This is a genomic window from Halomonas colorata (assembly GCF_014897985.1).
Classification (GTDB): domain Bacteria; phylum Pseudomonadota; class Gammaproteobacteria; order Pseudomonadales; family Halomonadaceae; genus Vreelandella; species Vreelandella colorata.
The window spans coordinates 38,643-62,717 of record NZ_JABUZA010000006.1 but is presented as its reverse complement, the minus strand read 5'-3'; the positions used below and the strand labels follow the sequence as shown (position 1 = coordinate 62,717).

The window sequence follows — 24,075 nt, the reverse complement described above, 5'->3', positions numbered from 1 at the left end:
ATGTACCTATGGGTAAAGGCCTTGCACTTGATGGCCATGGTGACCTGGTTTGCCGCACTATTTTATTTACCGCGGCTTTATGTCTATCACGCAACGGCACGCGATAAAGGCGATGAGCAGTCCATGGCGTATTTCAAGACCATGGAGCGCAAGCTGTATCGCGGCATCATGACGCCTTCGATGATAATGGTCCTGATTTTTGGCGGATGGATGCTCTATCTAAACCCCTTCTGGATGAGCCAGGGATGGATGCATGTCAAGCTTACGTTTATTGTCCTGTTGATTGCTTATCACCATGTCTGCTTGATTTATTTAAAGCAGTTCGCCCAGGATCGTTGCACGAAAAGCCACACGTTCTTTCGCTGGTTTAATGAAGCGCCAGTGATTGCGTTAGTCGCGATTATTTTACTCGCCGTTGTGAAACCTTTTTGATGCGCCAGCCTCTTTCTCCAGTTGTTTTAGTGCTGGCAGGTCATGATCCCACGGGAGGGGCGGGCCTAGTGGCAGACAGTGAAACCATTGCCGCCTGCGGCGGTTGGGCCGTTACCATTCCAACAGCCTTAACGGTGCAAAACTGTCACAACGTTATCCAGGTTGTACCCACCGACCCTGCATTGATGCGGCACATGGCGGAAGCGTTAAGCGGCATGCAAATAGCTGCTATTAAGCTAGGCTTATTGGCGGATGAAGCGACGCTGAGAGCAGCCGAGCAGATTATTCGCCGTTTTCCGGGTATTCCAGTGGTCGCCGACCCGGTGCTTAAAGCGGGGGGCGGAACTGAGTTATCCACACCCCAATTGGTAAAGCTCTATAGTGAGCGCTTACTACCACTTGTGGATATTTTAACGCCCAATCGTTATGAGCTGGCGCAGTTAGCACCAGAAATTACTGACCCATTAGATGATACGGCGCGCGCCGTTGCGCTTTTATCGCAAGGCTGCCAGGCGGTATTAGTTACCGCCACCGACGCGCCTATTCCAGGTAACGAGCAGCAGGTGGTACATACGCTGCATTCACCCGATACCACACGTCAATGGCAGTGGCCGCGTTTACCCGAACAGTTTCACGGCTCAGGCTGCACGTTGGCATCGGCGATTGCGGCACGCCTGGCAGTTGGTGAGCGCTTACCGACTGCCTGTGAGCAGGCCCAGCACTTTACCTGGGAGAGTTTGTCTCATGGGTACCAGCCACCCAGTGGCCAGTGTTTGCCTAACCGCTTGCCACGACCGGTTCGCTTTTGATCTCATTAGCGCAAAGCCACGAATATTGAGGACGTCATGACCACATCTGCTGAATTGTTTGAGCTTGCTAGCCGCCATATTCCAGGTGGCGTAAATTCACCGGTACGCGCTTTTAAAGGCCTGCATCGTCCGCCGGTGTTTATGGAGCGCGCTCAAGGCGCCTACCTGTTTGATGTGGAAGGTAATCGCTACGTGGATTACGTGGGTTCCTGGGGGCCAATGATTACCGGTCACGCTGATCAGGACGTTTTGGCTGCCGTACGCGCCCGCCTGGATAACGGTCTTTCGTTTGGTACGCCCACGGCGGTTGAAACCACCATGGCGGATCTGATCTGCGAGATGATCCCCTCCATGGAAATGGTGCGTATGACGAGTTCTGGTACCGAGGCGACCATGTCGGCCATTCGGCTGGCGCGTGGCACTACCGGGCGCGATAAAATCGTCAAGTTTGAAGGCAATTATCACGGCCATTCAGATTCGCTGCTGGTGAAAGCCGGTTCAGGCGCGCTTACCCACGGTGAACCCAGTTCGCCAGGCGTTCCGGCATCGCTTGCCGAACATACCATTACGCTGTCTTATAACGATATTGAAGGCGTTGAAGAGTGCTTTGCAGAAATCGGTGATCAGATTGCCTGCATCATCGTTGAGCCTGTCGCCGGCAACATGAACTGTATTCCCCCCCAGCCGGGCTTTCTGGAAACCCTGCGTCGGGTGTGTAACGAGCACGGCAGCATCCTGATTTTTGACGAAGTGATGACCGGGTTTCGAGTTGCCTTGGGTGGCGCGCAGGCACATTACTCAATTGTTCCCGATTTAACCTGCCTGGGTAAAATCGTGGGTGGCGGTATGCCGGTAGGCGCCTTTGGCGGCAAGCGCGACATCATGCAAAACATCTCGCCGATGGGACCGATCTACCAGGCGGGTACACTGTCAGGAAACCCACTAGCCATGGCGGCAGGGGTTGCGCTTCTGACCAAGCTTCAGGTACCCGGCTTTCATGATGCGCTCACTCAGCGAGTGGAAACGCTGTGCAACGGTTTGCAGGAGCGTGCCAACGCGGCTGGCGTACCCATGATGACGCAGTCGGCCGGTGGGATGTTCGGCATTTTCTTCACATCACAAAGCCGAGTAGATAACTTTGCCCAGGCAACCGCCTGTGACCCTGAAGCTTTCCGCCGTTTCTTCGGTGCGATGCTGGATCACGGCGTGTATCTGGCCCCTTCCGCGTTTGAAGCCGGATTTATGTCGAGTGCCCATACGCCAGAAGATATTCAGTACACGCTGAATGCCGCCGAAAAAGCCTTTAACATAATGTAACCGAACGTAACGCCTGCTAAACTTCAAAAAGCCGCTCATACCGAGCGGCTTTTGTGGTTAGCGAGGTCGCCACTATGTCGATAATAACGCCTATTCCGATGGCCTTGATTGCCGCACTTGCCATTGGCTTCCCTTTTAGCGCCCACGCGTTCGAGGAGCAGGAAATGGATAACATTCATATCATGATGGAAGGCACCCCGGGTGCGGTATTTTCTGCCCACTGGCGTATCACCCAGAACGGCCAAACCATCGAGCATATCGAGGAGCGTGGTACGGTTCCCACTGAGTATTCGTTTACCGGGTCAGCACTTGAGGGCACGGTTAAACTGTTAAGCGAGAATCAGCGCCTGGAAGTAGATATTCAAAAAGGGGGTAATCGTTCGCGTTCATCCACCCAGGGCGCTGGTGGAACGTTAACCGTGGGGATTCGTTAGGGCGCTTTTTATTGTAGATATAAATTGTCGCAAGCAAAAAACCGCCCCGAGAGGGGCGGTTTGAATAAACCTTAAGCCGTCTGCTTATTGGCCTTGGCTTACTGTGTTGATGTTGCCATTGCCATAAGTCACGATGCTGGAGGTATGCTGACCGCCCCAGAAAGAACCGCTTTGAGAAACGTTATGCTCGTTAAAGCTGCCAACAGTATTGATATAGGAGTCATGGCCATAGCCAGACTGCATAACGTTATGAGTATTGTGGTTGCCACTGGCTAAAATAGTGCTTTCCAGCGAATAACCATCTTGGTTAACGGTGGCAACGTTATTGTTTCCATCCAGGTATGCATAGCTATCGTTGTAAGAACCGTTCTGGGTAATAGCGGCATTATTGAAGGTGCCGATTTCTTCAACGACAGATTTGTTGGCAAAGCCTTCCTGATTAACGGTCGCAGTATTATTGCCGCCTTCCTGGTAGGTATAGCTGTCGTTGAACCGGCCATCCTGAGTCACGTTGGCGTTATTGAAGCTACCCACTTGCGTTGCTACAGACAGGTTTTTTGAACCGTCTTGATCAACGCTAGCATCATTGTTACTACCTTCCTGATACACAGTAGAGCTGTTCCATGCGCCTAACTGAGTTACCTCCGCTGAGTTCCCTTGACCAATTTGGTCGATACCTGAGTTGTTACGGCCAGGCAGGGTTGTTGCAACACCTGCAATATCATCCTGTGATACGGTAGTGGAGTTAAAGCCGCCTTCTTGATAAACACGCGACGTTTGTGTTCCCCACTGAGTTACATCGTTAGTATTGTTATTGCCACTTTGATAGATAGTCGAGTCACTTCCTGCGAACTGTGCGAAAGCACCAGTGCTCATAGCGAAAGTAACAGCAGCGGCGATAGCGGTGATTTGTGTTTTCATGTTGTTTCCCCATCCTTTTATGCTTGCTTTGGTTGTTACTGAGACAAAAGAAGGTTTGCTCAGTAGGTTTCGACGGTGACTGGTCGTGTATAGCCAGAGGATGCTTGTTGCTCTATGCCTATGTTGCGATAGCCACTCCCCGATTGTGAAACTTGTATGTCGCTTCTTAAGCCAGTCTGAGAAACATAGGTTGCTAATTCTTGCTGGTTTCCAGACTGATTAATAATTGCATTATGATGATTGCCAGCTTGAAGAATGACGCCATAATTCTTACCGCCAACCTGAGTAATTGAAGCAGTATTCTCATTACCGCGTTGACCGATGTGTGAAAAATTACCTATTTGATAAGCGGCAGAATAAGACTGCTTAACGGTTGCCTGATTGTTATTACCTATTTGAGAAATAACGCTGTAATTTCCTTGATAGGTTTGTGTGTCAACCTGATTAAAGTACTGCTCAATACGATTTTTATCTGCATTGGCATTACTGGTAAACGCTAAGAGTACCGCCATTAATAGCAAAGTGTTCATTGATTTTTGTTTGAGTAGCACTGTTGAGTGCTGAACGTCTGCTAATTTACGATTCATTTTCTTTACTCTTAGATGCTAATGTAAATTTAATTCATGTGTTGAGTGTGGACTATTTAAAGTTTTACGCTATCAGTAATTTTGTTATTTTAATGGCGCATTTTCTAATGTTTTTATACGCCTTATTGATGAGCTATTTCATACTTTATAAATAATAAGTATGACTAATATTAAAAAAAGCGGCTTAGCCTAAGGCAAAGCCGCTTGATTTTAAAAAAATTACTTGATAGAGAATAATGGTTATAAAAGGGATGGTGTTTATAGCATGGGCGTAGGCGCGCTTAAATATTCTGACAAAATAGTCTCTTGAAAGTTAACGCCATTGGAAAGATTCCAAAGATTGTTTTCAACGCCACGAGCTACTAAATGAATAACGGCGGATTCAATGGCCGACATAACCGCCATTTGAACAGGCTCATTAGTGGTAATTCCCACTTCGGCTTCCAATAAGCGCCGGAAATCAATAAAGCGATAGACGCCTGCTCTTACTTCTTTAGAGTAGATAGTTTTCGTTGTGGTGACGTTAGCCAGTACTTCACCTGTGGATATCTCAACGGCGCGTAAGTTAACCGTTACTTGGTCGACCTGATACTGCCCTGAGGCTCCAATACCGAAATACTCAGCACCCGCCCCCCCAGTACGTACATTGGATTCATACGCAATAATGCCGCCTTCTAACATTACCGAGGCCGCGCGTAGTGAAGGAAGCGTATCTGGCTGGCCAAAGCGCTCAAACTCTGCGCGTATAATGCGTCGCTCCGTAAGCAGGTTTTGTAATCCCACCCGTTCAAGAGGAATAAACCAGCCCGAGTCGGCTAATGCACCGGTTAGCATTGCCGCCGCCCCCTGGGTAACGGCGGTTGAAAATGTACTGGCCGGCGCGGGTCGATATTGGCCGGTTTGATCTCTAAAATCATAAACCGATACAAAAATTTTTCCGGCAGGCGGCGGCAATGAAACAAGGTCCTGGTAAGTTGCCCCACGCGGCGTAAGCGTTGCTTGAGCGCCTTCTAAATTTTCAGAGTTCGCAACAATACCCGCACAACCGCTAAGCAGCGCGAGCATTATAAGAGAAGCAATGAATTTCATGATGTTCCCCTGACAGCATCTAGGATAGTGGCGAGGCTTTTTAAGCCTTATTGGTTTTTCGTTATTAATCTTTCAGGATTGAAAGTCAGGCTCGATTGCTAAGGATTAAATAATCCGCCAACGCTGATATTCGTTACATCGCCGGTTACTTTATCGATGACACGTACAATCAATTGCCCGCCTTCGTCGCGGACCACCACACTAAAGTCACCGCTATCAAAGGAACCCTGGCCGACATTACCTGCGCCAACATCTGAAATAAGTTGGGAAATCAAGCGGCTTTCCAGACTTTGAACTAGCCTTTCAGTGGAGGATATTGTCTCAATACCTCTCGAATTAGGGTCTGTATTGGTATCTTGCGATTGCGCTTTACCCAATAGGTAGGTACCCATAAAAGGGTCGCCACCAAAAGAGGGGTTTAGGGGACGATAAATCAACTCGCCGGCGGATGCGGTTGACGCTATCAATGTGCCCAGCGTTATGGCTAGCAGTGTGTATCGGGCGGACCTTTTTATAGCATTCATTAACGTATCTCCTCTCTTCCCAAGTCTTTGTCGGAGGTCAGCGCCGAGGCTATTTGTTGGCGTAGCAGCGCTTCTTCGACGATTTGTACCGCTTCTCCTGCGGCGCGATCAGCTTCACTAATCCTTGGAGAAAGCTGTGTGCGAAAATACATACGGTTTCCATCCATCACCCATATTTGGCTGCCCCAGCGAGCATCGGGGCGTTCTTGTATCGTGATGGTGGCATTACCAATAATCAGGTTGTCCATGGCACGTTGACTAAACGCGCGATAAAATGTCTTACCCGCCATGGTAATGGTGCGATCTACCATTACCCCGGTCAGTTCGCTACTAGCCCTTTTAACACTTTCCACTTCAGGGCCATCGGGACTTGATAGCTGATTAATAGAATCGATTTCCTCTTGTTCACTTGAGGGTGATACATCAATCGGTGATTGCGTCTCACTGGCCATTAATGGTGATAATAGGAATAGGAAAAGCACACAGTGTGGAGTTAAATAACGAAGAAAAGACATCACGATATAACCTCACGCCAGTGTTGTTATTAGTTTTTTAGTCCACGGGGTTTATCGATAGCCGGAAGAATAGGCCCGAGATTTTGATGGATCCAGTTCAAAGCTTGTATACGGTTATGTACATTTATTTTTCGGAATATATTATAAAGATGTGACTTAACCGTATGCTCGCTAACAAATAACCGCTCAGCAATTTGTTGATTAGAAGAGCCTGCTTTTAGCAACGAAATAATTTCAATTTCACGGTTGGTTAGGCCGCAGGTTGGTCTAAACGCATTGTTTTGTGATTTGCGATAAAAAAGGATTAGCCGAGCCATTAACTCGCGCGACATCCAAAGCTCACCATCTAATAAGGCATGAACGCCTTTACAAATAATATCCAAACTCTGTTCGCGATAAAAAACACCTGTTAAATGGGCACAGGAAAGCGCTTCTAAAGCATGATTCATATTGCGGATATTAAACGCGGCAAGCGTTGCTTTTGATAATGCTTCAGGTAACTGATCTTGCCATTCGGGTAAGGCATCGATACTGATATGATCGCTATCAATAAGCAGTAGAAGCTTTTCTGATGTACCTGCAGGAAGCGAAGAATGACGTGAGTAAACACTTACTTGGTAGCCGGTATGCTTATTTAGATATTCTGCAAATAGCTGAGATTGAGGGCTTTGCTCTGTAAGGATATATACCGAGTCGGGTGACTGTTCCTTTTTCATGATAACGCCTCTGGTAAGAAGGAGTGAGCTGGCAACAAAATCAGTGTCGACTATAAGTATGTTTTCGTAAAGTTTTGTTACTAGGTTATTTTAAAAATAACCTATGTCAACCAAGCTATAAATCGAATTATTTTTAGTAACTTATTGTTAATAAATATCTTTTATTAATATTTAGGATATTTTTAACTAAATTATTATGTACATTTGGTAACATTTTGTTAGATATAGAACGATTTTGTTAGGCGTACACTGACCTACTGACGTTTGGAGAAAAGTAATGGCCACGGTAAATACCCTTGTTCTAGCCAGCGGTAATGCAGGAAAATTAAAAGAATTCAATCAGTTACTTGCACCATTGGGGTTTGATGTACGCCCCCAAGCAGACTTTGGCGTACATGATGTTGAAGAAACGGGGCTGACTTTTGTCGAAAATGCACTGCTGAAAGCCCGTGAAGCGAGCCGTATCAGCGGCTTTCCGGCACTCGCCGATGATTCTGGATTAGAAGTCGATGCCCTTTCCGGCGAGCCGGGAATTTATTCCGCGCGCTATGCCGGCGAGCCTAAAAGTGACCAGCGTAATAATGAAAAGCTCTTAGCAGCATTAAGTGACTATGCTGAGGGTCAGCGTACGGGACGCTACTGGTGCGTACTGGTGTATTTACGTCACCCGTTGGACCCGGTGCCGGTAATTGTCCAACGTAGCTGGGAAGGAGAGTTGCTTGCCCACCCTCGCGGGGAAGGCGGCTTTGGCTATGACCCGCTGTTCTGGCTTCCTGATCAGGCCATGAGTGTGGCTGAACTACCCAGCGAAATGAAAAATCGTTTGAGCCATCGAGGACGGGCGCTCACAGGGTTGGTCGATATGCTTAAGGTGGCGCATGGCTAATCCACTGCCACCGCTATCGCTCTATATCCATACGCCCTGGTGTGTGCGTAAGTGTCCGTATTGCGATTTTAACTCTCATGAGCCTAACGGTGAGTTGCCTGAAGCCGATTATTTGAAAGCGCTACTAAGCGATTTGGACGGCGATTTAGCGTTGGCCGCTGAGCGACAGATCCACACCATTTTTATCGGTGGCGGTACGCCAAGCCTTATGTCACCTGCGTTTTATGAACGTCTTTTCAGTGAAATACGCGCGCGTCTAGCATTTGCGCCGGGTATTGAAATCACCATGGAGGCGAATCCCGGCACCACCGAGCAGACGCGCTTTATTGGCTATCGCGAGGCCGGTATTAACCGCCTCTCGCTGGGTACGCAAAGCTTTCAGCCAGCCCAGCTCAAGGCGCTGGGGCGTATTCATGGTGGCGAAGAAGCTATCCGCGCGGTAGGGCAGGCGCGCGCGGCGGGCTTTGATAATATCAATATCGATTTAATGCATGGATTGCCCGGCCAGACGCCTTCCTTGGCACTTGCGGATATTGATCAGGCGCTAGACCTGTCGCCGGATCATCTCTCCTGGTATCAGCTCACGCTTGAACCCAATACGGCGTTTCATTCACAGCCCCCCGTGCTGCCTGAAGAAGAAGCACTTTGGGATATTCAGGAGCTAGGCCACCAGCGGTTAGAGCAGGCAGGTTTTGCGCGCTACGAAATTTCAGCCTATTCCCAGCCTAGAAGGCAGAGCAGGCATAATCTCAACTATTGGCAGTTTGGTGATTACCTGGGTATTGGCGCCGGTGCCCACGGCAAGCTGACAACTATCGATACAGATGGGCAGTGGCATATTGAGCGACGCTGGAAAACGCGTCAGCCCGAGGCTTATTTACGGCGGGCTAGCGATCCTCGGGGCTTTTTAGCGGGCAAACAGCCGATTACCATTGACGAGCTGCCGCTGGAATTCGCCATGAATGCGCTGCGTTTAACCGAAGGCGTTAGCATGCAAGCCTGGTCACGGCATACCGGGCAGGTCGATGCGGTGCTCCTGACACGTTTACAAAGGGCCCACAAAAAAGGACTTTTGATGGAAATGCCTGAAAAGCTGCGTGCATCGCCTCAAGGTCTATTATTCTTGAATGAGTTGCTGGAGTGTATCAGCGACGAATGACTTAAGCGCAAAGACAAACAAGGAGTGAGCGATGCGTATTTCTCGACTACTGACCCCATTGGCTGCCGCAATTTTAGTGGCGGGCTGTGCAACGTCTGATCCTTACGGTGGCCAGACACAACGTTCTTCTACTGGTATCGGTACCGGGATTGGCGCTGCGGTAGGCGCAGCAGCGGGCGCCCTTTCTGGCGATGGCAGCACCAGCCGCCGCGACCGTGCCTTGATTGGTGCAGCCGTTGGTGCCGCTGCGGGCGCGGGTGTAGGTGCTTATATGGACCGCCAGGAGCAGCAATTACGTCAGAATCTGCAGGGTTCGCGCATCGAAATCGACCGTCGTGGCGACGATATCGTGCTGAATATGCCCAGCAGCGTTACGTTCGGTTTTGATTCTTCTGACCTGACCAGCGATGCGCGCAGCGCACTCAATGAAGTCGCAAACGTGGTTTCTCAATACACCGATACCCGCGTGAATATTGCCGGGCATACTGATAGCACGGGCGACGCCAGTTACAATCAGCGTCTGTCTGAGCGTCGTGCTCAAGCCGTCGGCAATTACCTGAGTCAAAATGGCGTTTCGTCTTCACGTCTTAACACTATGGGATACGGGGCTAACCAGCCCGTTGCCAGCAATAATACCGATCAGGGCCGAGCGCAAAACCGTCGGGTAGAAATTACCTTGACGCCAACGGGCAACGGCCAAAGATAAGCGACCCGTGTAACCCGCGCATTGTCCTTCAAAGCCCGCTATGCTCCCATAGCGGGCTTTTTTGTTCACTTGATGTCGAGCGACCATGCTGTCTTATCAACACGCTTATCATGCCGGTAACTTTGCCGATGTACACAAGCATCTAACCCTTTACAGCGTTAATAATTATTTATTACGTAAAAAAACAGCCATTACATATGTGGATACGCACGCGGGGCGTGGACTTTATCCACTTGCCACTAAAGAGACACAGCGGCTCCAAGAGTACCGCGAGGGCATTTGGCCTTTATGGCAGAAGCGCGATCAGCTAACAGACCCTCTGTTAACGGATTGGATGAATGTATTAACAGGCGCACAGCCAGCGCCTAGCGAGCTTACCCACTATCCGGGATCGCCTTGGTGGTTTGGAAAGTCGTTACGCACTCAGGATCAACTGCGCCTTTTTGAGCTGCATCCCGGCGAGCACCAGCACTTGGCCGCTCAAGAGCTAGCTACCCAGGCGCGACGCATTTATGGCGATGGGCTTGATGGGTTAAGCACTATGCTACCGGTAGCCACGCCACGACTTTGCGTATTAATTGACCCAAGTTTTGAGCGTAAAGCGGAGTATCAGGAGGTAGCCGATGCCGTCGCTTATACGTTTGAAAAGGCGCGCCATGGCGTAGTGTTAGTCTGGTATCCGTTGCTGCCAGCGGGTCACCATCACGTACTGCTAGACGCGCTGAAGACGAGTGGCGTGCGTAAGATATGGCGTAGCGAGCTTTTGCTGCGTGAGCTGGGCGAACAGACCCATGGCATGTACGGCAGCGGTATGCTGGTAGTTAACCCGCCTTGGGGGCTGGATGAGCGCCTGGAAGCAGCAATGGCCCAGCTTACTCCCTACCTTGGGGATGAAAGCCGCTATGAAGCACAGTGGTGGGTCGAGGAGTAGCTAGGGTTATATAACTTCCAGCGTAGTTTTGACCCGGTCCAGCACCACGGTGGTTTTAAACCATTTGACGTTGGGGTTGTTGTGAAACAGGGTGTCGCAGAGCTCCTGAAACCGGCTCATGCTGGGCACCAGTAATACCAGCATGAAGTCCGCCTCACCGGTAACGTAGTAACACTGCTGAATCTCAGGCCCGGAAAATTGGGCCTTGAGCAGCGCCAAGTCAGCAGCATGCGTTTTAACCGCCTGTACTTCGACCAGTAAGGTAATGACCTGGCCCAACCTATCGGGGTCAAGCACCGCCACGCTCGCCTGGATAAAGCCACCGTTTTTAAGCTTTTGTATACGTCGCTGGACGGAAGCCGTGGAGAGATGGACGGTTTCAGCCAGCTCGCGAAGCGGCGTCTGGCAATCCTTCTGTAAAAGTTCTAGCAGGGTTCGGTCAAAGTCATCAAGCATAATAAAGCCAGCCAAGTGAGAAATTTTCTCGCTGACAGTAGGTAATACAAGCGCCTTTATCAAGTGTGTTGCAATAAAATAACGCCAAATTTAACTAACCAGAAATGGCTTATGCACGCTAACCCCAATACGCCGCTGGGCGTCACGCTGAATGTGATAGCCTCGGCCTTGTTTGCTTTACTGTTTGCCTATACCGCTTTGCTTCCTTCCATGGAGGGGGGCGAACTGTACGGATGGCGTATTCTGCTGACATTTCCCTGCTTGAGCCTGTTTATTCTATGGCGGGGCTATGGAACGCAAATAGTCGCCATTGGCCGGCGCCTGCTCACAGAGCGTTACTTCTGGGCTACACGACTGATATCAGCGTTTATGCTGGGCATTCAGCTGTGGCTATTCATGTGGGCGCCGGGCAATGGCCACGGGCTGGCGGTCTCGTTGGGCTATTTTATAATGCCGATCACCATGGTGATTATCGGACGTATCGCGTTCGGCGATCGGCTGTCAGGCTTTCAGAAGATTGCTTGTCTGCTGGCGGTGGCGGGCATCGCTAATCAGTTAGTCATATCACAAACGCTGGCCTGGACTACCCTGGCGGTGTGTTTCGGCTATCCGGGCTACTTCTGGCTTAGGCGTAAAACCGATACCAATCATATTGGCGGGCTCTGGTGGGATATGCTGCTCAGCCTGCCGGTATGTGTTTACTTTATTCTTGATGGCGGCCACATAGCGGCGACGCCCGCGTTTAGTATCGAAGCGTTGGGGTTGGTAGCTGGGCTGGGTTTGCTCAGTGCGCTCGCTCTGGGTTTTCAGGCGCTTTCTGCTCCGCTGCTCAATCTGAGCCTGTTTGGCCTTTTGGTATATGTTGAACCCATACTGCTGTTGGGCGTGGCGCTGCTTTTAGGCGAGGTGATTGTTCCTCACGAGTGGCCAACGTATATCGCGATTTGGTTAGCCGTGATGGTACTTGCACTAGAAGGTTGGCAGCATTTCAAAAAATCGAGGGCGATATTACCCACCGTTTAAACAAGCGTGCCCAGCAATAAATTGTTAATCACTAGCAATATCAAGTGGCTACTCTGCATTAAAGTCGTTCATGCATACTCAAGAAATGATCATTTTAATGCGTCTTGAGGATGGGGGAGGATAGGGCGATACACGATACGTCCAATCTACCGGTGGAGATGCTAAATGAGCCTTAACCCCGCCCCTTTTCCCGCCGATGTGGTCGGCAGTCTTCTGCGACCCACCGCTATTAAAAATGCTCGCCAGGCGCATCAAGCCGGTGAACTGGATGCCCGTGATCTGCGTCGCGTCGAGGATGAGGCCATTGCCCATGCGGTGAAAAGCCAGTGCCAGTGTGGCTTGAAAGTGGTGACCGATGGTGAGTTTCGTCGCGCCTGGTGGCATTTCGATTTTTTTGAAGGTCTTGAAGGCATTGAAGGCTACGATGCCGAGCAGGGTATCCAATTTGCCGGTGTGCAGACCAAGTCGCGCAACGTGCGCGTGACGAGCAAATTGGGATTTGGTCGTCATCCAATGCTTGAAGACTTTACATTTCTTGCCAGCATTGCTGAGGGCGCGGTGCCCAAGATGACCATTCCGAGCCCCAGCGTACTGCATTTTCGGGGTGGACGTGGCGTGGTCAGTGAAGAGGCTTATCCGAATATCGACGACTTCTTCATCGACTTGGCGAACGTCTATAAAGATGCGATCAGCGCGTTTTATGCCGCTGGCTGTCGCTACCTTCAGCTTGACGATACCGTCTGGGCGTACCTGTGCTCGCAAGAGCAGCGCGCCTTGGTGATCGAGCGCGGAGAGGATCCGGACCATCTGGCCCAAGTGTATGCCGAGGTTATCAACCAAGCGCTTGAGGACAAGCCGCATGATCTGGTGGTGGGCATGCACGTGTGCCGCGGCAACTTCCGCTCTACCTGGATATCCGAAGGCGGCTACGAGCCGGTTGCCGAGCTGCTGTTTGGCTCGGTCAATATTGACGCTTTCTTCCTGGAGTACGACTCCGACCGCGCCGGTGACTTCGAACCCCTGCGTTTCATCAAGCCTGGCCATCAGAAAGTGGTGCTGGGGCTCGTTACTACCAAAACCGGCGAACTCGAAGACCCGGAAACGATCAAGGCGCGCATTCATGAAGCGGCGCATTTCGTACCGCTCGAGCAGCTTTGTCTGAGCACCCAGTGTGGTTTCGCCTCCACGGAAGAGGGCAACACGATCACCGAGGCCGAGCAGCAGGCCAAGCTCGCGCTGGTCGTGCAGGTCGCCAGTGAGGTCTGGGGCGAGTAGCGCCGAACACGTTCACATTCGCACCTTTCAAACCCCGCTGACGCCGATGCGTTGGCGGGGTTTTTTGATTTAAATGGCGTGAAAGTATTTACCTACCTATCGGTAGGTATTATATTGCGCAGCTCCTTTCATCAGCGCTTTACGAGGTATGTGCAAATGGCACGTTCAAAGGCGACCCAGCGTATCGTCGAGGCGGCGGTGACGCACTTTGCCGCGGCGAGTTACGACGGCGCCTCGCTATCCGCTATCGCCGAGGCAGTGGGAATCCGCAAGGCGTCGCTCTACGCTCACTTTGCGTCCAAGGAGGCGCTCTTCATGGCGGCCTTCGAGGAGGCTCTCACCAAAGAGCGCGCCTTCGCCGACGACTGCTTTGCCGACGAAGGCAGTGAGGCGTTCCCCGGCTCTCACTACTGCCAGGCGCTGGTGCGCCGCTTCGGTGAGGTCGCGCATCTGCGCTTTTTCCTGCGCGCAAGCTACATATCGCCGGTCACGCTCACCGAGCCGATCGACGCACTGCACGAAACGTATCTTGCGCAGTTGAAGGCGCATTTTCTGGACAAGCTGTCGCGCTGGGAAAAGGCGACCATCACGCCGACATCGACCCAGGTATCGCGATTTGGCGAAGCCTACCTCGGCATCGTCGACAGCCTCCAGGTTAAGTTGATCTACACCACTGCCGAGCTCGGCGAACGCCGCTTAGCGGCGCTTTTGAGCGTGTTTGAAGACTCACTGATCCACCATCTCGATACGGGTAAAACGTCATGACCCAGCAAGCGACACATCGCATCCAGTCCATCGGGACCGGGCTTCTCATTCTACTGGCGCTGATCACCGCGCTGGACGCCATGGCCATCGACATGTACCTGCCGGGCATGCCGAACATTGCCGAGGATCTCGGGGTGTCTGCCGGCCATATTCAGCAGACCCTGGCGGTCTTTCTAATCGGCCTGGCAGTCGGGCAGGCCATCTACGGACCGCTGCTGGACCGCTTTGGCCGCCGCTGGCCGCTTTTGGCCGGGCTTTTGGTGTTTATCGGGGGCTCGATTCTCGCTGCCCTGGCCCACTCCTTCGAGATGCTGATGGCCGCCCGCTTTCTGCAGGCGCTCGGCGCATCGGCGGGGCTGGTGGCGCCGCGCGCGATCATCGACGACGTCTACGAGCTCAAGGAATCGGCGCAGAAGCTCTCCATTCTCATGCAGGTGATGATGGTGGCCCCGATCGTGGCCCCGGTACTGGGCGGACTGGTGCTGCTCTATGCCGAGTGGCACATGATCTTCTGGGTCATGGCGGCGCTGGCTCTGATCACGCTGGTGTGGGGACTCGTTAGCGTGCCGGATACGCTGGCAATTGAGCAGCGCGTGGCACTCAGCGGGGCGAGCATTGTGAAAGGCTACGCGCGGCTTTTTGTACAGCCGGTGTTCATGCTCTACAGCGTGGCAAGCGGGTTGGTGCTTGGGGCGTTTTTCTCTTATATCAGCGGCTCGTCGTTCGTGTTCATGGAGCACTTCGGACTGAATTCGACCCAGTACAGCCAGCTCTTCGCCGCCAACTCCGTGGGTCTGGTGGTCGGCGGGGCGGTTAGCAACGCGCTCATCAAGCGCGAGTGGTCGACGTTTCGCGTCATGATGGCGGGTACGGCGATTTACACCCTGGCCGGCGCGGCGCTCTGGTGCGTCAACGTCCTCGGCGCGCCGACGCTTCTGACCTACGGCCTCATTCTGGGGCTCGCGATCGCCTCGCTCGGCATGGTGTTCGGTAACGTGATGGCGTTGATCATGAACGCGGCGGATTCCCCCGCCGGCGTGGCTTCGGCGCTGATGGGCGTACTTCAGTACCTGCTCTCCGCCGTGGTCGGCTTTGCGGTCAGCCTGACCACCGTCAGCCCTTCTCAGCTGCCGGCCACCATCGCTGTATGTGGGGTGTTGGCGTTGGTGCTGTGCTGGATGGCAAGGCTTAAAACTCAGGGCGCTGCCTATCCGAGTGGCGCCACCGGATCGGCTTGAGCCGACCGGTGATAGCGCTTTGCGCCCATCAGGACGACCTGATGGGCGCTTTTGGTTTTACTTGCCGATACAGAAGCTGCCGAAAATCTCGCCCAGCAAATCATCAGCGCTAAAGTCGCCGGTAATTTCACCGAGTGCCTGCTGCGCGTCGCGCAGGTCTTCGGCAAGCAGTTCGCCTGCCCCGTAGCCGTCTAGCTGAGCACGCCCTGTGTAGAGTGCTGCCATTGCCCGGTCGAGAGCGTCCAGGTGGCGCCGGCGTGCGGAGAAGCGTCCTTCGGTGGTGGCCGCGAAGCCCATCACGTCCTTGAGGTGGGTTTTTAAGTTATCCACACCGGCACCGGTTTTGGCCGATAGGCGTAACGTCGGTGTGGCTGTGGATAAATCAATGCCTGCTGGTTCGGCACTGGTATCGATTTTGTTACGCACCAGGGTCAGGCGGCTCTGGTCAGGCAGCCTTGCCACAAACTCCGGCCAGATAGTCATGGGATCCGTTGCCGCGGTAGTGGACGCATCTACCAGTAGCAGTACGCGGTCGGCTTTTTCAATTTCGGTCCAGGCGCGGGCAACGCCGATTTTTTCGACGGCATCCGGTGTATCGCGCAAACCGGCGGTATCAATGATGTGCAGCGGCATGCCATCGATATGAATATATTCGCGTAGAACATCCCGCGTGGTGCCGGCAATATCGGTAACAATGGCGGTGTCTTGCTCAGTCAACGCGTTAAGCAGGCTGGATTTGCCAGCATTAGGGCGCCCGGCAATCACCACGCTCATTCCTTCGCGCAAGAGCGCGCCTTGCCCGGCTGCCTTGCGTACATCGCTGAGCGCTTGCTGGACGCCTTCCAGACGCTTGGCGACATGTCCGTCAGCCAGGAAGTCGATCTCTTCTTCAGGGAAGTCGATGGCGGCTTCTACATAGACACGCAGCTCGATAAGCTGCCCCACTAGATCGCCAACCCGCTTTGAGAACTCCCCTTGCAGCGAGCGCACAGCATTCTCTGCGGCCGAGCGTGACGTCGCGTCAATTAGATCGGCGATGGCTTCGGCCTGGGCGAGGTCGAGCTTATCGTTTAGAAAAGCGCGCTCGGAAAATTCGCCGGGCCGGGCTAACCGCGCACCCAAGGCCACACAGCGTTCTAGCAGCATGTCCATGATGATCGGGCCACCGTGCCCCTGCAGCTCCAGCACGTCTTCACCGGTAAACGAGTGCGGGCCGTTAAACAGTAGCGCGATGCCTTCGTCAATAACGCTTTCAGGGCCTTTAAATGGGCCGAAGTAAGCGTTTCGGGGCGTGGGGCAATCACCGAGTATGGCCTTGGCGATATCCCGGCAGGCAGGCCCGGAGACGCGGATAATGCCTACACCACCGCGGCCAGGCGGAGTGGCCAGCGCAGTAATCGTATCCTGGGTGTAAAGTCGTTCAACCATGGCGCGCCTCTTTAATAGATGCCTACATTGTGAATTTGTCGTCTTTAAAACGCCAGACCCCCGCACTAGGGCGGGGGTCTGTTAGCAAAGCGTTGGGGGATTACTTGGTTCGCATCCCTTTACCCACGCTTGGGTCTTTCTCGATGCTGCGCGTTATGAAGTACTGCTGCGCGACCGAAATGATGTTGTTGACTACCCAGTAAATTACCAGGCCAGCCGGGAACCACAGGAAGAAGAAGGTGAAGATAATCGGCAGCATCTTCATGATCTTCGCCTGCATCGGATCCGGCGGTGTCGGGTTCAGCATCTGCTGAACAAACATAGACGCACCCATCAAGATCGGCAGAATGAAGTACGGATCCTTAATCGACAGATCCTGAATCCAGAAGATAAACGGCGCGTGACGCAGCTCAACGGATTCCAGCAACATCCAGTAAAGCGCGATAAATACCGGCATCTGGATCACGATGGGTAAACAGCCACCTAAAGGATTGATCTTCTCCTTTTGGTAGAACTTCATCATCTCTTGAGACATTTTCTGGCGATCATCGCCATACATCTCTTTAAGACGCTGCATTTCCGGGCCCAGCTTACGCATGCGTGCCATGGACTTGTAAGCCTTGGCAGACAGCGGGAAGAGCACCAGCTTAACCACAACCGTCAGCAGAACAATCGACCAGCCCCAGTTGCCCACGATGTCGTGGATCTTGTCCAGCAGCCAGAACAGCGGGTTGGCAATAAACCACAGCCAGCCGTAGTCGACGGTTAAGCGCAGATTAGGTGCCACTTGCTCAAGATAATCCTGAACCTTAGGACCCATATACAGCGTTGCGCCGAGTGTTGCTTCGCTATTAGCCGCGACATTGCTGGTCGGGCCTGCAAAGGCAACTACATTGCGATCGCTTGAATCGGTCGTAACGTAGTAAAGGTTTTGCTGATCTTGTGCCGGCGCCCAGGCGGACACGAAGTAGTGCTGAATAATCGCGATCCAGCCGCCTTGTGCTTCACGGTTCTCAAAGTTGCGGTTTCGAATATCTTCGAAATCAACCTTTTCATACCGCGCATCAGGCGTGGAGTAGGCTGCACCAATATAGGACTTCATGCCCAAGGCAACGCCGCTTGACGGGTCCGGGCTGTTATCACGTGCCAGTTGGCCGATAAAGCGAGCGCTAACCGGCGCATCGGTATTATTGGCAACATAGTAATTGACGTTAACCGCATAATTTCCGCGTTCGAAGGTAAGCCGCTTGATGATCTCAACGCCATTAATCTCAGCGCGTAGATCGACATTCAGCTGGTCTTCGTCATCGCTCATGCGATAGGCGCTGCTTTCCGGGGTAAAGGCAATACGGCTTGCCTGACCGTCCAGCTGCAAGCCTGAGCGCGCAACGTAGCTGCGCGTTGCATTGTCTGAAAGCAACACGTAGTTGCGCTCAGTATCCAACGTCATCTTGTGTTGCGGCAGTGCGGCGTACACGATATCGCCGCCATGCGGATCAATACGCACGTCGAGTACGTCGGTGGCCACTGCGATCAGGTCACGGCTGGACGTTTCGCTTTCCGCGTCGCCAGGCATGCCTTCGTCAATCGCCGTATTGGGCGCCGACGTAGATGGAACGGCTAAACCGTTTTCGTCTTCGCTATTGCTTAAGGGCGCATTGCTCGTGCTTTGTGTAATCTCAGGCGTCGAGTCGTAATCTGTCGGCCCATAATCCTGATTCCACTGAATGACCAGTAGATAGGCAAGTACTGCCAGTGGAATCAGTAATAGAAGTCTTTTTACGTCCATGAGGGTTCTGCCCGCTGGGTGATGAACATGCTAATGGCGCAGTATCATTTACTCGACCCATGACACACGAAAGCCTGCCAAGCGGCAGGCCAAGGTCGAGCGGCGAGATGCGTCGTCAAGAGTCACGTGTTACGCCATCAGACGGTGGTGCTACTGATACCGTTTGGGCGTCACGCTGAAGCCGTTTCCACATGCCATGTAACTGGCGAAAAAGCGTTTCGTTATCGATGTCCTGTACGCCGCGCTTAGCAAGTATCACGATATCCATTGAGGGTAGGTGATCCTGGCGAAGGCGGGCGGATTCTCGAACAAGACGCTTAAAGCGGTTGCGATCGACAGCACGTTTTACATTTTTTTTGCTGACCACCAGTCCGACGCGGGGATGTCCCCGGGTACTCATGCGCGCTAACGCCATCATACCTTTGCCATGAACTTTGAGGTCGGCCTGTTCAAACACGTGACTAAAATCCCCGGCATTTAGCAGACGTAAACACCGGGGATAGCCTTGATGCGGCACACGCAATCCGAGATCAGGCGCTCAGACGCTTGCGGCCTTTGGCGCGGCGGCGTGCGAGTACGGCACGGCCGTTTTTGGTTGCCATACGAGCACGGAAGCCATGCGCGCGCTTGCGCTTGAGAACGCTGGGTTGAAAAGTGCGTTTCATAACTCGTTATTCCCACGTGGTTTAGGACGGATGTGAATCCAAAAGACCCGGTCCAGTGAGGAAACTAGCCGGGGAGTTTCAAATCAAGACCGGAAATTGTAGAGACTTCCCGCGCCGGGTGCAATTTTTCCTTGCACAAAAAGCGACAAAAAGGCAATGGGCATTTGCTCTGTGGGTTATCTTCACCCATTACCTTGGCAACTACTATTACTAGTTAAGTATTTTAAAACCTATTGTTATTAATAGTGGGGATACAATTTGTGGATAAGTGATTAATCTTTCTATTTATCATTATTTTAAAATCATAAAAACAATGTGCATAAGTATCGTATAACCGGCAAATAAGCTGTTGGCTTGGTGTGATTAAACCCTTTGGAAAACCGGAAAATCCAATCTATCCCCACGCCGTTAGGGGGGTTGTCCCGAGACCTTAAAGAAAGTTGTCCACAGGCGAAATTGAAGGCTAAACCCGTGTGGATAACCGCGCCTTTGGGCGCTACAATGGTCGGCCGTTTTCAACCGATGGTGAGATGAGTGTCACTCGCGCTTTGGCAGCAGTGCCTGGACTACCTGCAGGACGAATTGAATTCACAGCAATTCAATACCTGGATACGTCCACTCCAGGCAGAAGAAGGAGAGTCCAACGAGCTGCGCTTACTGGCGCCTAATCGCTTTGTGCGCGATTGGGTGAGTGACAAGTATGCTAAGCGGATCAGCGAGCTGATTCGTGAGCTTGCGCCCTCTAAACCGCCTAAGGTAAGCCTTACGGTGGGTAGCCGCCGCCCAGCGGCCCCGGCTCCTCAACCTCGCGATTTGGGCAACCCTGTTTCAGCGGCCACTGACCGTTCGTCGGCGCCTGCTGTACATACGCCGCCGCGCGGAGATATTGCCGATGAGCGTGAAATCGACCAGATGCGCGAACGCGAAGAAGCGCCGCGTCGGCGCAACAACGAGCGCCAGGTTCAGGTGGAGGGAAGCCTTAAGCACGGCAGTGGACTTAATCCTAATTTTACTTTTGATACCTTTGTTGAAGGTAAGTCGAACCAGCTGGCCCGAGCCGCCTCCCGACAAGTGTCGGAAAATCCGGGCGGTGCCTATAACCCACTATTTCTATACGGCGGGGTAGGCTTAGGTAAAACGCACTTGATGCATGCTGTAGGTAACGCATTAGCCGGCCGTCGGGATAATGCCCGAGTGGTTTACCTGCATTCAGAGCGTTTTGTCGCGGACATGGTTAAAGCGCTTCAGCTTAATGCGATTAACGACTTCAAGCGGTTTTACCGCAGCGTTGATGCGCTGTTAATTGACGATATTCAGTTTTTCGCTGGCAAAGAGCGCTCTCAGGAAGAGTTTTTCCACACCTTTAATGCACTATTAGAAGGTGGCCAGCAAATGATTCTTACCTCTGACCGCTATCCCAAAGAGATAAGCGGCGTGGAAGAGCGCTTGAAATCCCGGTTTGGCTGGGGCTTGACGGTGGCAATTGAGCCGCCTGAACTTGAGACCCGAGTCGCTATCTTGATGAAAAAAGCCGACCAGGCTAAGGTCGATTTACCCCATGATGCCGCTTTCTTTATTGCTCAAAAAATCCGCTCTAACGTTCGTGAGCTGGAAGGCGCGCTGAAAAAAGTCATTGCTGACTCACACTTTATGGGTAAACCGATTACCCAGGACTTTATTCGTGAGTCGTTAAAAGATTTGCTCGCGCTTCAGGATAAGCAGGTGGGTGTGGATAACATCCAGCGCACGGTAGCCGAGTACTACAAGATTAAGGTGGCGGATTTATTATCCAAGCGACGCTCGCGTTCGGTGGCTCGCCCCCGGCAGGTAGCCATGGCGTTAGCCAAAGAGCTTACCAATCATAGTCTGCCGGAAATTGGCGATGCGTTTGGAGGCCGTGATCATACAACGGTGCTTCACGCCTGCCGCAAGGTGAAATCCTTGCAAGAGGAAAGCGCGGATATTCGCGAGGATTATAAAAATCTGCTGCGCCTATTAACCAGCTAATCAGCCTGTCGTCTGCAGGTTTTCAGGATATAAACCGGAGTGTTGATGAAATTTTCCATTTCCCGAGAGGCATTGCTGCGTCCGCTGACGCTGGTGGCAGGCGTGGTAGAACGTCGTCAAACGCTGCCTGTACTCTCTAACGTATTGATTCAGGTCGAAGGCGACCAGGTCTCCTTGACCGGTACGGATTTAGAAGTCGAGCTTATCGGGCGTACGGTAGCAAGCCAGGTAGACCAGCCTGGCGCTGCCACAGTGCCAGCTCGCAAGCTGATGGATATTTGTAAATCGCTGCCTGATCAATCAGAGATTCATCTGGCGGTAGAGGATGGCCGTGCGGTACTGCGCAGCGGTCGTTCACGTTTTACGCTCTCGACACTGCCGGTCGCCGAATTCCCCAATATTGAAGATGCCGACGGTAGCCAAGAGCTGAGCGTTCCGCGGGGCACGTTAAAACATCTTATCGAAGCCACATCGTTTGCCATGGCTCAGCAGGATGTTCGCTACTACCTCAACGGTATGCTGATTGAGATTCAGAGTAATCTATTACGTACGGTTGCAACCGATGGCCACCGCCTGGCGATGTGCTCACGCCCGGTTGAGGTTGCCGTTAGCCAGTCGCAAAAACTGATTGTACCGCGCAAGGGTATTCTTGAGCTTTCGCGCCTACTTGATGACAGTGACGAGCCGGTCAGCTTAACGCTGGGCTCAACCCATGTGCGTGCCCATACCGGTGACTTTACGTTCACCTCGAAACTGATCGATGGCAAGTTCCCCGATTACGAACGAGTTGTACCACGCAATGGTGATAAAGTACTGATCGCCGAGCGAGCCGAGCTGCGTCAGGTGTTGTCGCGTACCGCGATTCTCTCCAATGAAAAGTATCGCGGTGTGCGTCTGTATCTTGAGGAGAACAATCTCAAGGTAATGGCCAATAACCCTGAGCAGGAAGAAGCCGAAGAGAACGTGGCGGTTGAATATAACGGCACGGCAATGGAAGTTGGCTTCAACGTAGGCTATCTAGTGGATGTACTGTCTGTATTGAGCGTAGACAGAGTCCAGGTGACGCTGGCGGATCCTAATAGCAGTGCATTGCTTGAAGAGCCGGGTGGTGGCGACGCGCTTTACGTCGTTATGCCCATGCGGCTGTAAATAACCGCCAGGCTGCCTTAATGCCGAGTAAGGGGTGTAAAGTAGCCTATGCAGGGAGAGCGGCGCTTCTGACAGCAGAAGCGCCGTTTTCACTTTTTTGCCTGGCTACTCATTGTTGTGGGACTTTAACCAGCGAGCTTGAATGAGCCTGATACAGCTTAACTTCCAGGGCCTGCGGAATTTGATCCCGCTTGAGATGCGTCCCTCATCCAGAATTAATATCATTAGCGGTCCAAACGGCAGTGGTAAAACCAGCCTATTGGAAGGCATTCATATTCTAGGTATGGGACGGTCTTTTCGTACCCGGCAGTTAAAAAATGCCATTCAGGCGGATCAGCCGCATATGACGCTCTACGGGCGCCTTCAAGGTGAGCCTGAGGTTTCGGTAGGGGTTCGTCGGTTAAGGGCTCAGAGAGAGCTTGAGCTGCGCCTAAGGGGCGATAAAGGGGTGCGTTTAGCTGAGTTAGTGGAGGCCATGCCGCTTCAGTTAATTAACCCTGATGCCTTCAGGCTGCTGGAAGGGTCGCCCGCCGGACGCAGGGAGTTTTTCGACTGGGGAGTGTTTCACGTGAAACAACACTTTCTTGAAGCGTGGAAGCGCACGCGTCGAGCAGTGAAACATCGGAACGCGCTACTCAGGCGTGGTAGAATAGATCCTCAGGAAATGACGGCCTGGGAACAGGAACTGGCGCTATGGGGCGAGGTAGTTGATAGGTTACGATTTGAGTGGTTTAGCGAGTTTCTTCCAGTCTTTGAAGAGACGCTTAATGTACTGCTTCCGTTACCTGGCTTAAAGCTTAATTACGCTCGTGGATGGGATAAGCAAAAAACGCTTGCTGAAGTGCTTCAGGATAATCGGTTAACCGACCAGCAGATGGGGTTTACCCAGCAGGGCCCTCAGCGCGCCGATTTACGTATCAGGCTTAACAAACAGCCCGCTGTAGAAGTACTTTCCAGAGGCCAGCAAAAGCTGGTGGTAAGCGCACTCAAGCTTGCCCAAGGGCGGTTTCTGGAAAGAACAGCACAGCGGCACTGCATCTATTTAATTGATGATTTGCCAGCAGAGCTGGATGAGCAACACCGACAGCGTTTCTGTCAGTTGCTTGAAGAGATGCAGTGTCAGGCTTTTATTACCAGCGTTGACCCCGCCGCATTGCAGAATATGTGGCAATTAGAAACCCCGGTTAGCATGTTTCACGTGAAACATAATGAACAGGGGCTTAGCCAGTTGCAGGGCGGGTAAACGACACGGAA

Annotated in this window: 26 protein-coding genes; 15 read left to right on the top strand and 11 right to left on the bottom strand. The window is 52.4% G+C overall.

What is annotated here, in order from left to right; genetic code table 11:
• The 4 genes from hemJ to INT33_RS04915 all read left to right on the top strand — a co-directional run bounded on the left by hemJ (position 1) and on the right by INT33_RS04915 (position 2,992).
• A complete protein-coding gene (gene hemJ, locus INT33_RS04930; RefSeq protein ID WP_192536768.1) occupies positions 1-432 on the top strand; it encodes a protoporphyrinogen oxidase HemJ in 432 nt (143 codons plus the stop codon).
• The gene (thiD, locus tag INT33_RS04925; RefSeq protein WP_193091271.1) at positions 432-1,241 is read left to right on the top strand and encodes a bifunctional hydroxymethylpyrimidine kinase/phosphomethylpyrimidine kinase; all 810 of its coding nucleotides are present in this window, start codon (positions 432-434) and stop codon (positions 1,239-1,241) included. Before hemJ ends, thiD begins: the two co-directional genes overlap by 1 nt.
• 36 nt (positions 1,242-1,277) lie before the next feature.
• Positions 1,278-2,558, top strand: a complete 1,281-nt coding sequence (hemL, locus tag INT33_RS04920) for a glutamate-1-semialdehyde 2,1-aminomutase (protein WP_192536766.1) — start codon at positions 1,278-1,280, stop codon at positions 2,556-2,558.
• A gap of 74 nt (positions 2,559-2,632) precedes the next feature.
• Positions 2,633-2,992, top strand: a complete 360-nt coding sequence (locus INT33_RS04915) for a hypothetical protein (RefSeq protein WP_226940076.1) — start codon at positions 2,633-2,635, stop codon at positions 2,990-2,992.
• Positions 2,993-3,076: 84 nt separating this feature from the next.
• On the opposite strand, the gene INT33_RS04910 is transcribed toward INT33_RS04915, so the two are convergent.
• The 6 genes from INT33_RS04910 to INT33_RS04885 form a co-directional block, all read right to left on the bottom strand.
• Positions 3,077-3,913 carry a curlin subunit CsgB gene (locus tag INT33_RS04910; RefSeq protein WP_192536765.1) on the bottom strand — a complete coding sequence of 279 codons (837 nt, stop codon included), beginning with the start codon at positions 3,911-3,913 and terminating at the stop codon, positions 3,077-3,079.
• Between the two features lie 59 nt (positions 3,914-3,972).
• Positions 3,973-4,500: a hypothetical protein gene (locus INT33_RS04905; RefSeq protein ID WP_193091270.1), complete on the bottom strand. Its 528-nt coding sequence runs from the start codon at positions 4,498-4,500 to the stop codon at positions 3,973-3,975.
• A gap of 258 nt (positions 4,501-4,758) precedes the next feature.
• Complete coding sequence (locus INT33_RS04900) at positions 4,759-5,589, bottom strand: CsgG/HfaB family protein (RefSeq protein WP_193091269.1); 831 nt, start codon at positions 5,587-5,589, stop codon at positions 4,759-4,761.
• Positions 5,590-5,687: 98 nt separating this feature from the next.
• Positions 5,688-6,113 (bottom strand): curli assembly protein CsgF, encoded by a 426-nt coding sequence (locus INT33_RS04895; protein ID WP_193091268.1) that lies wholly within the window; start codon positions 6,111-6,113, stop codon positions 5,688-5,690.
• Complete coding sequence (locus tag INT33_RS04890; RefSeq protein WP_192536761.1) at positions 6,113-6,628, bottom strand: CsgE family curli-type amyloid fiber assembly protein; 516 nt, start codon at positions 6,626-6,628, stop codon at positions 6,113-6,115. The genes INT33_RS04895 and INT33_RS04890 overlap by 1 nt, the downstream gene beginning before the upstream one ends.
• A 29-nt stretch (positions 6,629-6,657) precedes the next feature.
• Positions 6,658-7,344, bottom strand: coding sequence for a LuxR C-terminal-related transcriptional regulator (locus tag INT33_RS04885; RefSeq protein WP_192536760.1), 687 nt, complete (start codon positions 7,342-7,344; stop codon positions 6,658-6,660).
• Between the two features lie 277 nt (positions 7,345-7,621).
• On the opposite strand from INT33_RS04885, the gene rdgB reads away from it, so the two are divergent.
• The 4 genes from rdgB (at position 7,622) to INT33_RS04865 (ending at position 11,026) form a co-directional block, all read left to right on the top strand.
• Positions 7,622-8,230: an RdgB/HAM1 family non-canonical purine NTP pyrophosphatase gene (gene rdgB / locus INT33_RS04880; RefSeq protein ID WP_193091267.1), complete on the top strand. Its 609-nt coding sequence runs from the start codon at positions 7,622-7,624 to the stop codon at positions 8,228-8,230.
• Positions 8,223-9,389: a radical SAM family heme chaperone HemW gene (hemW, locus tag INT33_RS04875; protein ID WP_193091266.1), complete on the top strand. Its 1,167-nt coding sequence runs from the start codon at positions 8,223-8,225 to the stop codon at positions 9,387-9,389. The genes rdgB and hemW overlap by 8 nt, the downstream gene beginning before the upstream one ends.
• Before the next feature lie 31 nt (positions 9,390-9,420).
• Entirely contained in the window at positions 9,421-10,095 is a 675-nt protein-coding gene (locus INT33_RS04870) for an OmpA family protein (protein WP_192536757.1), read from the top strand.
• 85 nt (positions 10,096-10,180) lie between these two features.
• Positions 10,181-11,026 carry a 23S rRNA (adenine(2030)-N(6))-methyltransferase RlmJ gene (locus INT33_RS04865; RefSeq protein ID WP_193091265.1) on the top strand — a complete coding sequence of 282 codons (846 nt, stop codon included), beginning with the start codon at positions 10,181-10,183 and terminating at the stop codon, positions 11,024-11,026.
• Positions 11,027-11,032: 6 nt separating this feature from the next.
• Here the strand turns inward: INT33_RS04865 and INT33_RS04860 are convergent, their stop codons facing one another.
• Positions 11,033-11,482 (bottom strand): Lrp/AsnC family transcriptional regulator, encoded by a 450-nt coding sequence (locus tag INT33_RS04860; protein WP_225736015.1) that lies wholly within the window; start codon positions 11,480-11,482, stop codon positions 11,033-11,035.
• A 111-nt stretch (positions 11,483-11,593) separates the two neighbouring features.
• Between INT33_RS04860 and rarD the strand changes: the two genes are divergently transcribed.
• The 4 genes from rarD to INT33_RS04840 all read left to right on the top strand — a co-directional run bounded on the left by rarD (position 11,594) and on the right by INT33_RS04840 (position 15,783).
• Complete coding sequence (gene rarD, locus INT33_RS04855) at positions 11,594-12,505, top strand: EamA family transporter RarD (RefSeq protein WP_192536755.1); 912 nt, start codon at positions 11,594-11,596, stop codon at positions 12,503-12,505.
• Positions 12,506-12,670: 165 nt separating this feature from the next.
• The gene (locus INT33_RS04850; RefSeq protein WP_193091264.1) at positions 12,671-13,780 is read left to right on the top strand and encodes a cobalamin-independent methionine synthase II family protein; all 1,110 of its coding nucleotides are present in this window, start codon (positions 12,671-12,673) and stop codon (positions 13,778-13,780) included.
• A 156-nt stretch (positions 13,781-13,936) separates the two neighbouring features.
• Positions 13,937-14,545, top strand: a complete 609-nt coding sequence (locus INT33_RS04845) for a TetR/AcrR family transcriptional regulator (protein WP_193091263.1) — start codon at positions 13,937-13,939, stop codon at positions 14,543-14,545.
• Entirely contained in the window at positions 14,542-15,783 is a 1,242-nt protein-coding gene (locus INT33_RS04840; protein WP_193091262.1) for a multidrug effflux MFS transporter, read from the top strand. The genes INT33_RS04845 and INT33_RS04840 overlap by 4 nt, the downstream gene beginning before the upstream one ends.
• Positions 15,784-15,840: 57 nt before the next feature.
• Here INT33_RS04840 and mnmE read toward each other — a convergent pair whose 3' ends face one another.
• From mnmE to rpmH, 4 genes are all read right to left on the bottom strand, one after another.
• Positions 15,841-17,211, bottom strand: coding sequence for a tRNA uridine-5-carboxymethylaminomethyl(34) synthesis GTPase MnmE (gene mnmE / locus INT33_RS04835; RefSeq protein WP_193091261.1), 1,371 nt, complete (start codon positions 17,209-17,211; stop codon positions 15,841-15,843).
• Between the two features lie 100 nt (positions 17,212-17,311).
• Positions 17,312-19,000 carry a membrane protein insertase YidC gene (gene yidC, locus INT33_RS04830; protein WP_193091260.1) on the bottom strand — a complete coding sequence of 563 codons (1,689 nt, stop codon included), beginning with the start codon at positions 18,998-19,000 and terminating at the stop codon, positions 17,312-17,314.
• 115 nt (positions 19,001-19,115) lie between these two features.
• Positions 19,116-19,517: a ribonuclease P protein component gene (gene rnpA, locus INT33_RS04825; protein WP_192536749.1), complete on the bottom strand. Its 402-nt coding sequence runs from the start codon at positions 19,515-19,517 to the stop codon at positions 19,116-19,118.
• Positions 19,518-19,530: 13 nt separating this feature from the next.
• The gene (gene rpmH / locus INT33_RS04820; protein ID WP_008959105.1) at positions 19,531-19,665 is read right to left on the bottom strand and encodes a 50S ribosomal protein L34; all 135 of its coding nucleotides are present in this window, start codon (positions 19,663-19,665) and stop codon (positions 19,531-19,533) included.
• A gap of 534 nt (positions 19,666-20,199) precedes the next feature.
• On the opposite strand from rpmH, the gene dnaA reads away from it, so the two are divergent.
• The 3 genes from dnaA to recF all read left to right on the top strand — a co-directional run bounded on the left by dnaA (position 20,200) and on the right by recF (position 24,064).
• Positions 20,200-21,672 carry a chromosomal replication initiator protein DnaA gene (gene dnaA, locus INT33_RS04815; RefSeq protein ID WP_018918395.1) on the top strand — a complete coding sequence of 491 codons (1,473 nt, stop codon included), beginning with the start codon at positions 20,200-20,202 and terminating at the stop codon, positions 21,670-21,672.
• A 45-nt stretch (positions 21,673-21,717) separates the two neighbouring features.
• Positions 21,718-22,821, top strand: coding sequence for a DNA polymerase III subunit beta (gene dnaN / locus INT33_RS04810; protein ID WP_018918394.1), 1,104 nt, complete (start codon positions 21,718-21,720; stop codon positions 22,819-22,821).
• A gap of 142 nt (positions 22,822-22,963) precedes the next feature.
• The gene (gene recF / locus INT33_RS04805; protein WP_193091259.1) at positions 22,964-24,064 is read left to right on the top strand and encodes a DNA replication/repair protein RecF; all 1,101 of its coding nucleotides are present in this window, start codon (positions 22,964-22,966) and stop codon (positions 24,062-24,064) included.
• Positions 24,065-24,075: the final 11 nt, after the last annotated feature.

Bases quoted from the DNA above. Each gene is read 5' to 3' on its own strand.
- INT33_RS04840 (WP_193091262.1), top strand. From the start codon at position 14,542: ATGACCCAGCAAGCGACACATCGCATCCAGTCCATCGGGACCGGGCTT.
- INT33_RS04860 (WP_225736015.1), bottom strand. From the start codon at position 11,482: ATGCTTGATGACTTTGACCGAACCCTGCTAGAACTTTTACAGAAGGAT.
- INT33_RS04905 (WP_193091270.1), bottom strand. From the start codon at position 4,500: ATGAATCGTAAATTAGCAGACGTTCAGCACTCAACAGTGCTACTCAAA.
- dnaN (WP_018918394.1), top strand. From the start codon at position 21,718: ATGAAATTTTCCATTTCCCGAGAGGCATTGCTGCGTCCGCTGACGCTG.
- hemJ (WP_192536768.1), top strand. From the start codon at position 1: ATGTACCTATGGGTAAAGGCCTTGCACTTGATGGCCATGGTGACCTGG.
- yidC (WP_193091260.1), bottom strand. From the start codon at position 19,000: ATGGACGTAAAAAGACTTCTATTACTGATTCCACTGGCAGTACTTGCC.
- INT33_RS04850 (WP_193091264.1), top strand. From the start codon at position 12,671: ATGAGCCTTAACCCCGCCCCTTTTCCCGCCGATGTGGTCGGCAGTCTT.
- INT33_RS04865 (WP_193091265.1), top strand. From the start codon at position 10,181: ATGCTGTCTTATCAACACGCTTATCATGCCGGTAACTTTGCCGATGTA.
- INT33_RS04870 (WP_192536757.1), top strand. From the start codon at position 9,421: ATGCGTATTTCTCGACTACTGACCCCATTGGCTGCCGCAATTTTAGTG.
- thiD (WP_193091271.1), top strand. From the start codon at position 432: ATGCGCCAGCCTCTTTCTCCAGTTGTTTTAGTGCTGGCAGGTCATGAT.
- mnmE (WP_193091261.1), bottom strand. From the start codon at position 17,211: ATGGTTGAACGACTTTACACCCAGGATACGATTACTGCGCTGGCCACT.
- INT33_RS04910 (WP_192536765.1), bottom strand. From the start codon at position 3,913: ATGAAAACACAAATCACCGCTATCGCCGCTGCTGTTACTTTCGCTATG.
- rdgB (WP_193091267.1), top strand. From the start codon at position 7,622: ATGGCCACGGTAAATACCCTTGTTCTAGCCAGCGGTAATGCAGGAAAA.
- INT33_RS04900 (WP_193091269.1), bottom strand. From the start codon at position 5,589: ATGAAATTCATTGCTTCTCTTATAATGCTCGCGCTGCTTAGCGGTTGT.
- INT33_RS04890 (WP_192536761.1), bottom strand. From the start codon at position 6,628: ATGTCTTTTCTTCGTTATTTAACTCCACACTGTGTGCTTTTCCTATTC.
- INT33_RS04895 (WP_193091268.1), bottom strand. From the start codon at position 6,113: ATGAATGCTATAAAAAGGTCCGCCCGATACACACTGCTAGCCATAACG.
- recF (WP_193091259.1), top strand. From the start codon at position 22,964: ATGAGCCTGATACAGCTTAACTTCCAGGGCCTGCGGAATTTGATCCCG.
- rpmH (WP_008959105.1), bottom strand. From the start codon at position 19,665: ATGAAACGCACTTTTCAACCCAGCGTTCTCAAGCGCAAGCGCGCGCAT.
- INT33_RS04915 (WP_226940076.1), top strand. From the start codon at position 2,633: ATGTCGATAATAACGCCTATTCCGATGGCCTTGATTGCCGCACTTGCC.
- INT33_RS04845 (WP_193091263.1), top strand. From the start codon at position 13,937: ATGGCACGTTCAAAGGCGACCCAGCGTATCGTCGAGGCGGCGGTGACG.
- INT33_RS04885 (WP_192536760.1), bottom strand. From the start codon at position 7,344: ATGAAAAAGGAACAGTCACCCGACTCGGTATATATCCTTACAGAGCAA.
- hemL (WP_192536766.1), top strand. From the start codon at position 1,278: ATGACCACATCTGCTGAATTGTTTGAGCTTGCTAGCCGCCATATTCCA.
- hemW (WP_193091266.1), top strand. From the start codon at position 8,223: ATGGCTAATCCACTGCCACCGCTATCGCTCTATATCCATACGCCCTGG.
- rarD (WP_192536755.1), top strand. From the start codon at position 11,594: ATGCACGCTAACCCCAATACGCCGCTGGGCGTCACGCTGAATGTGATA.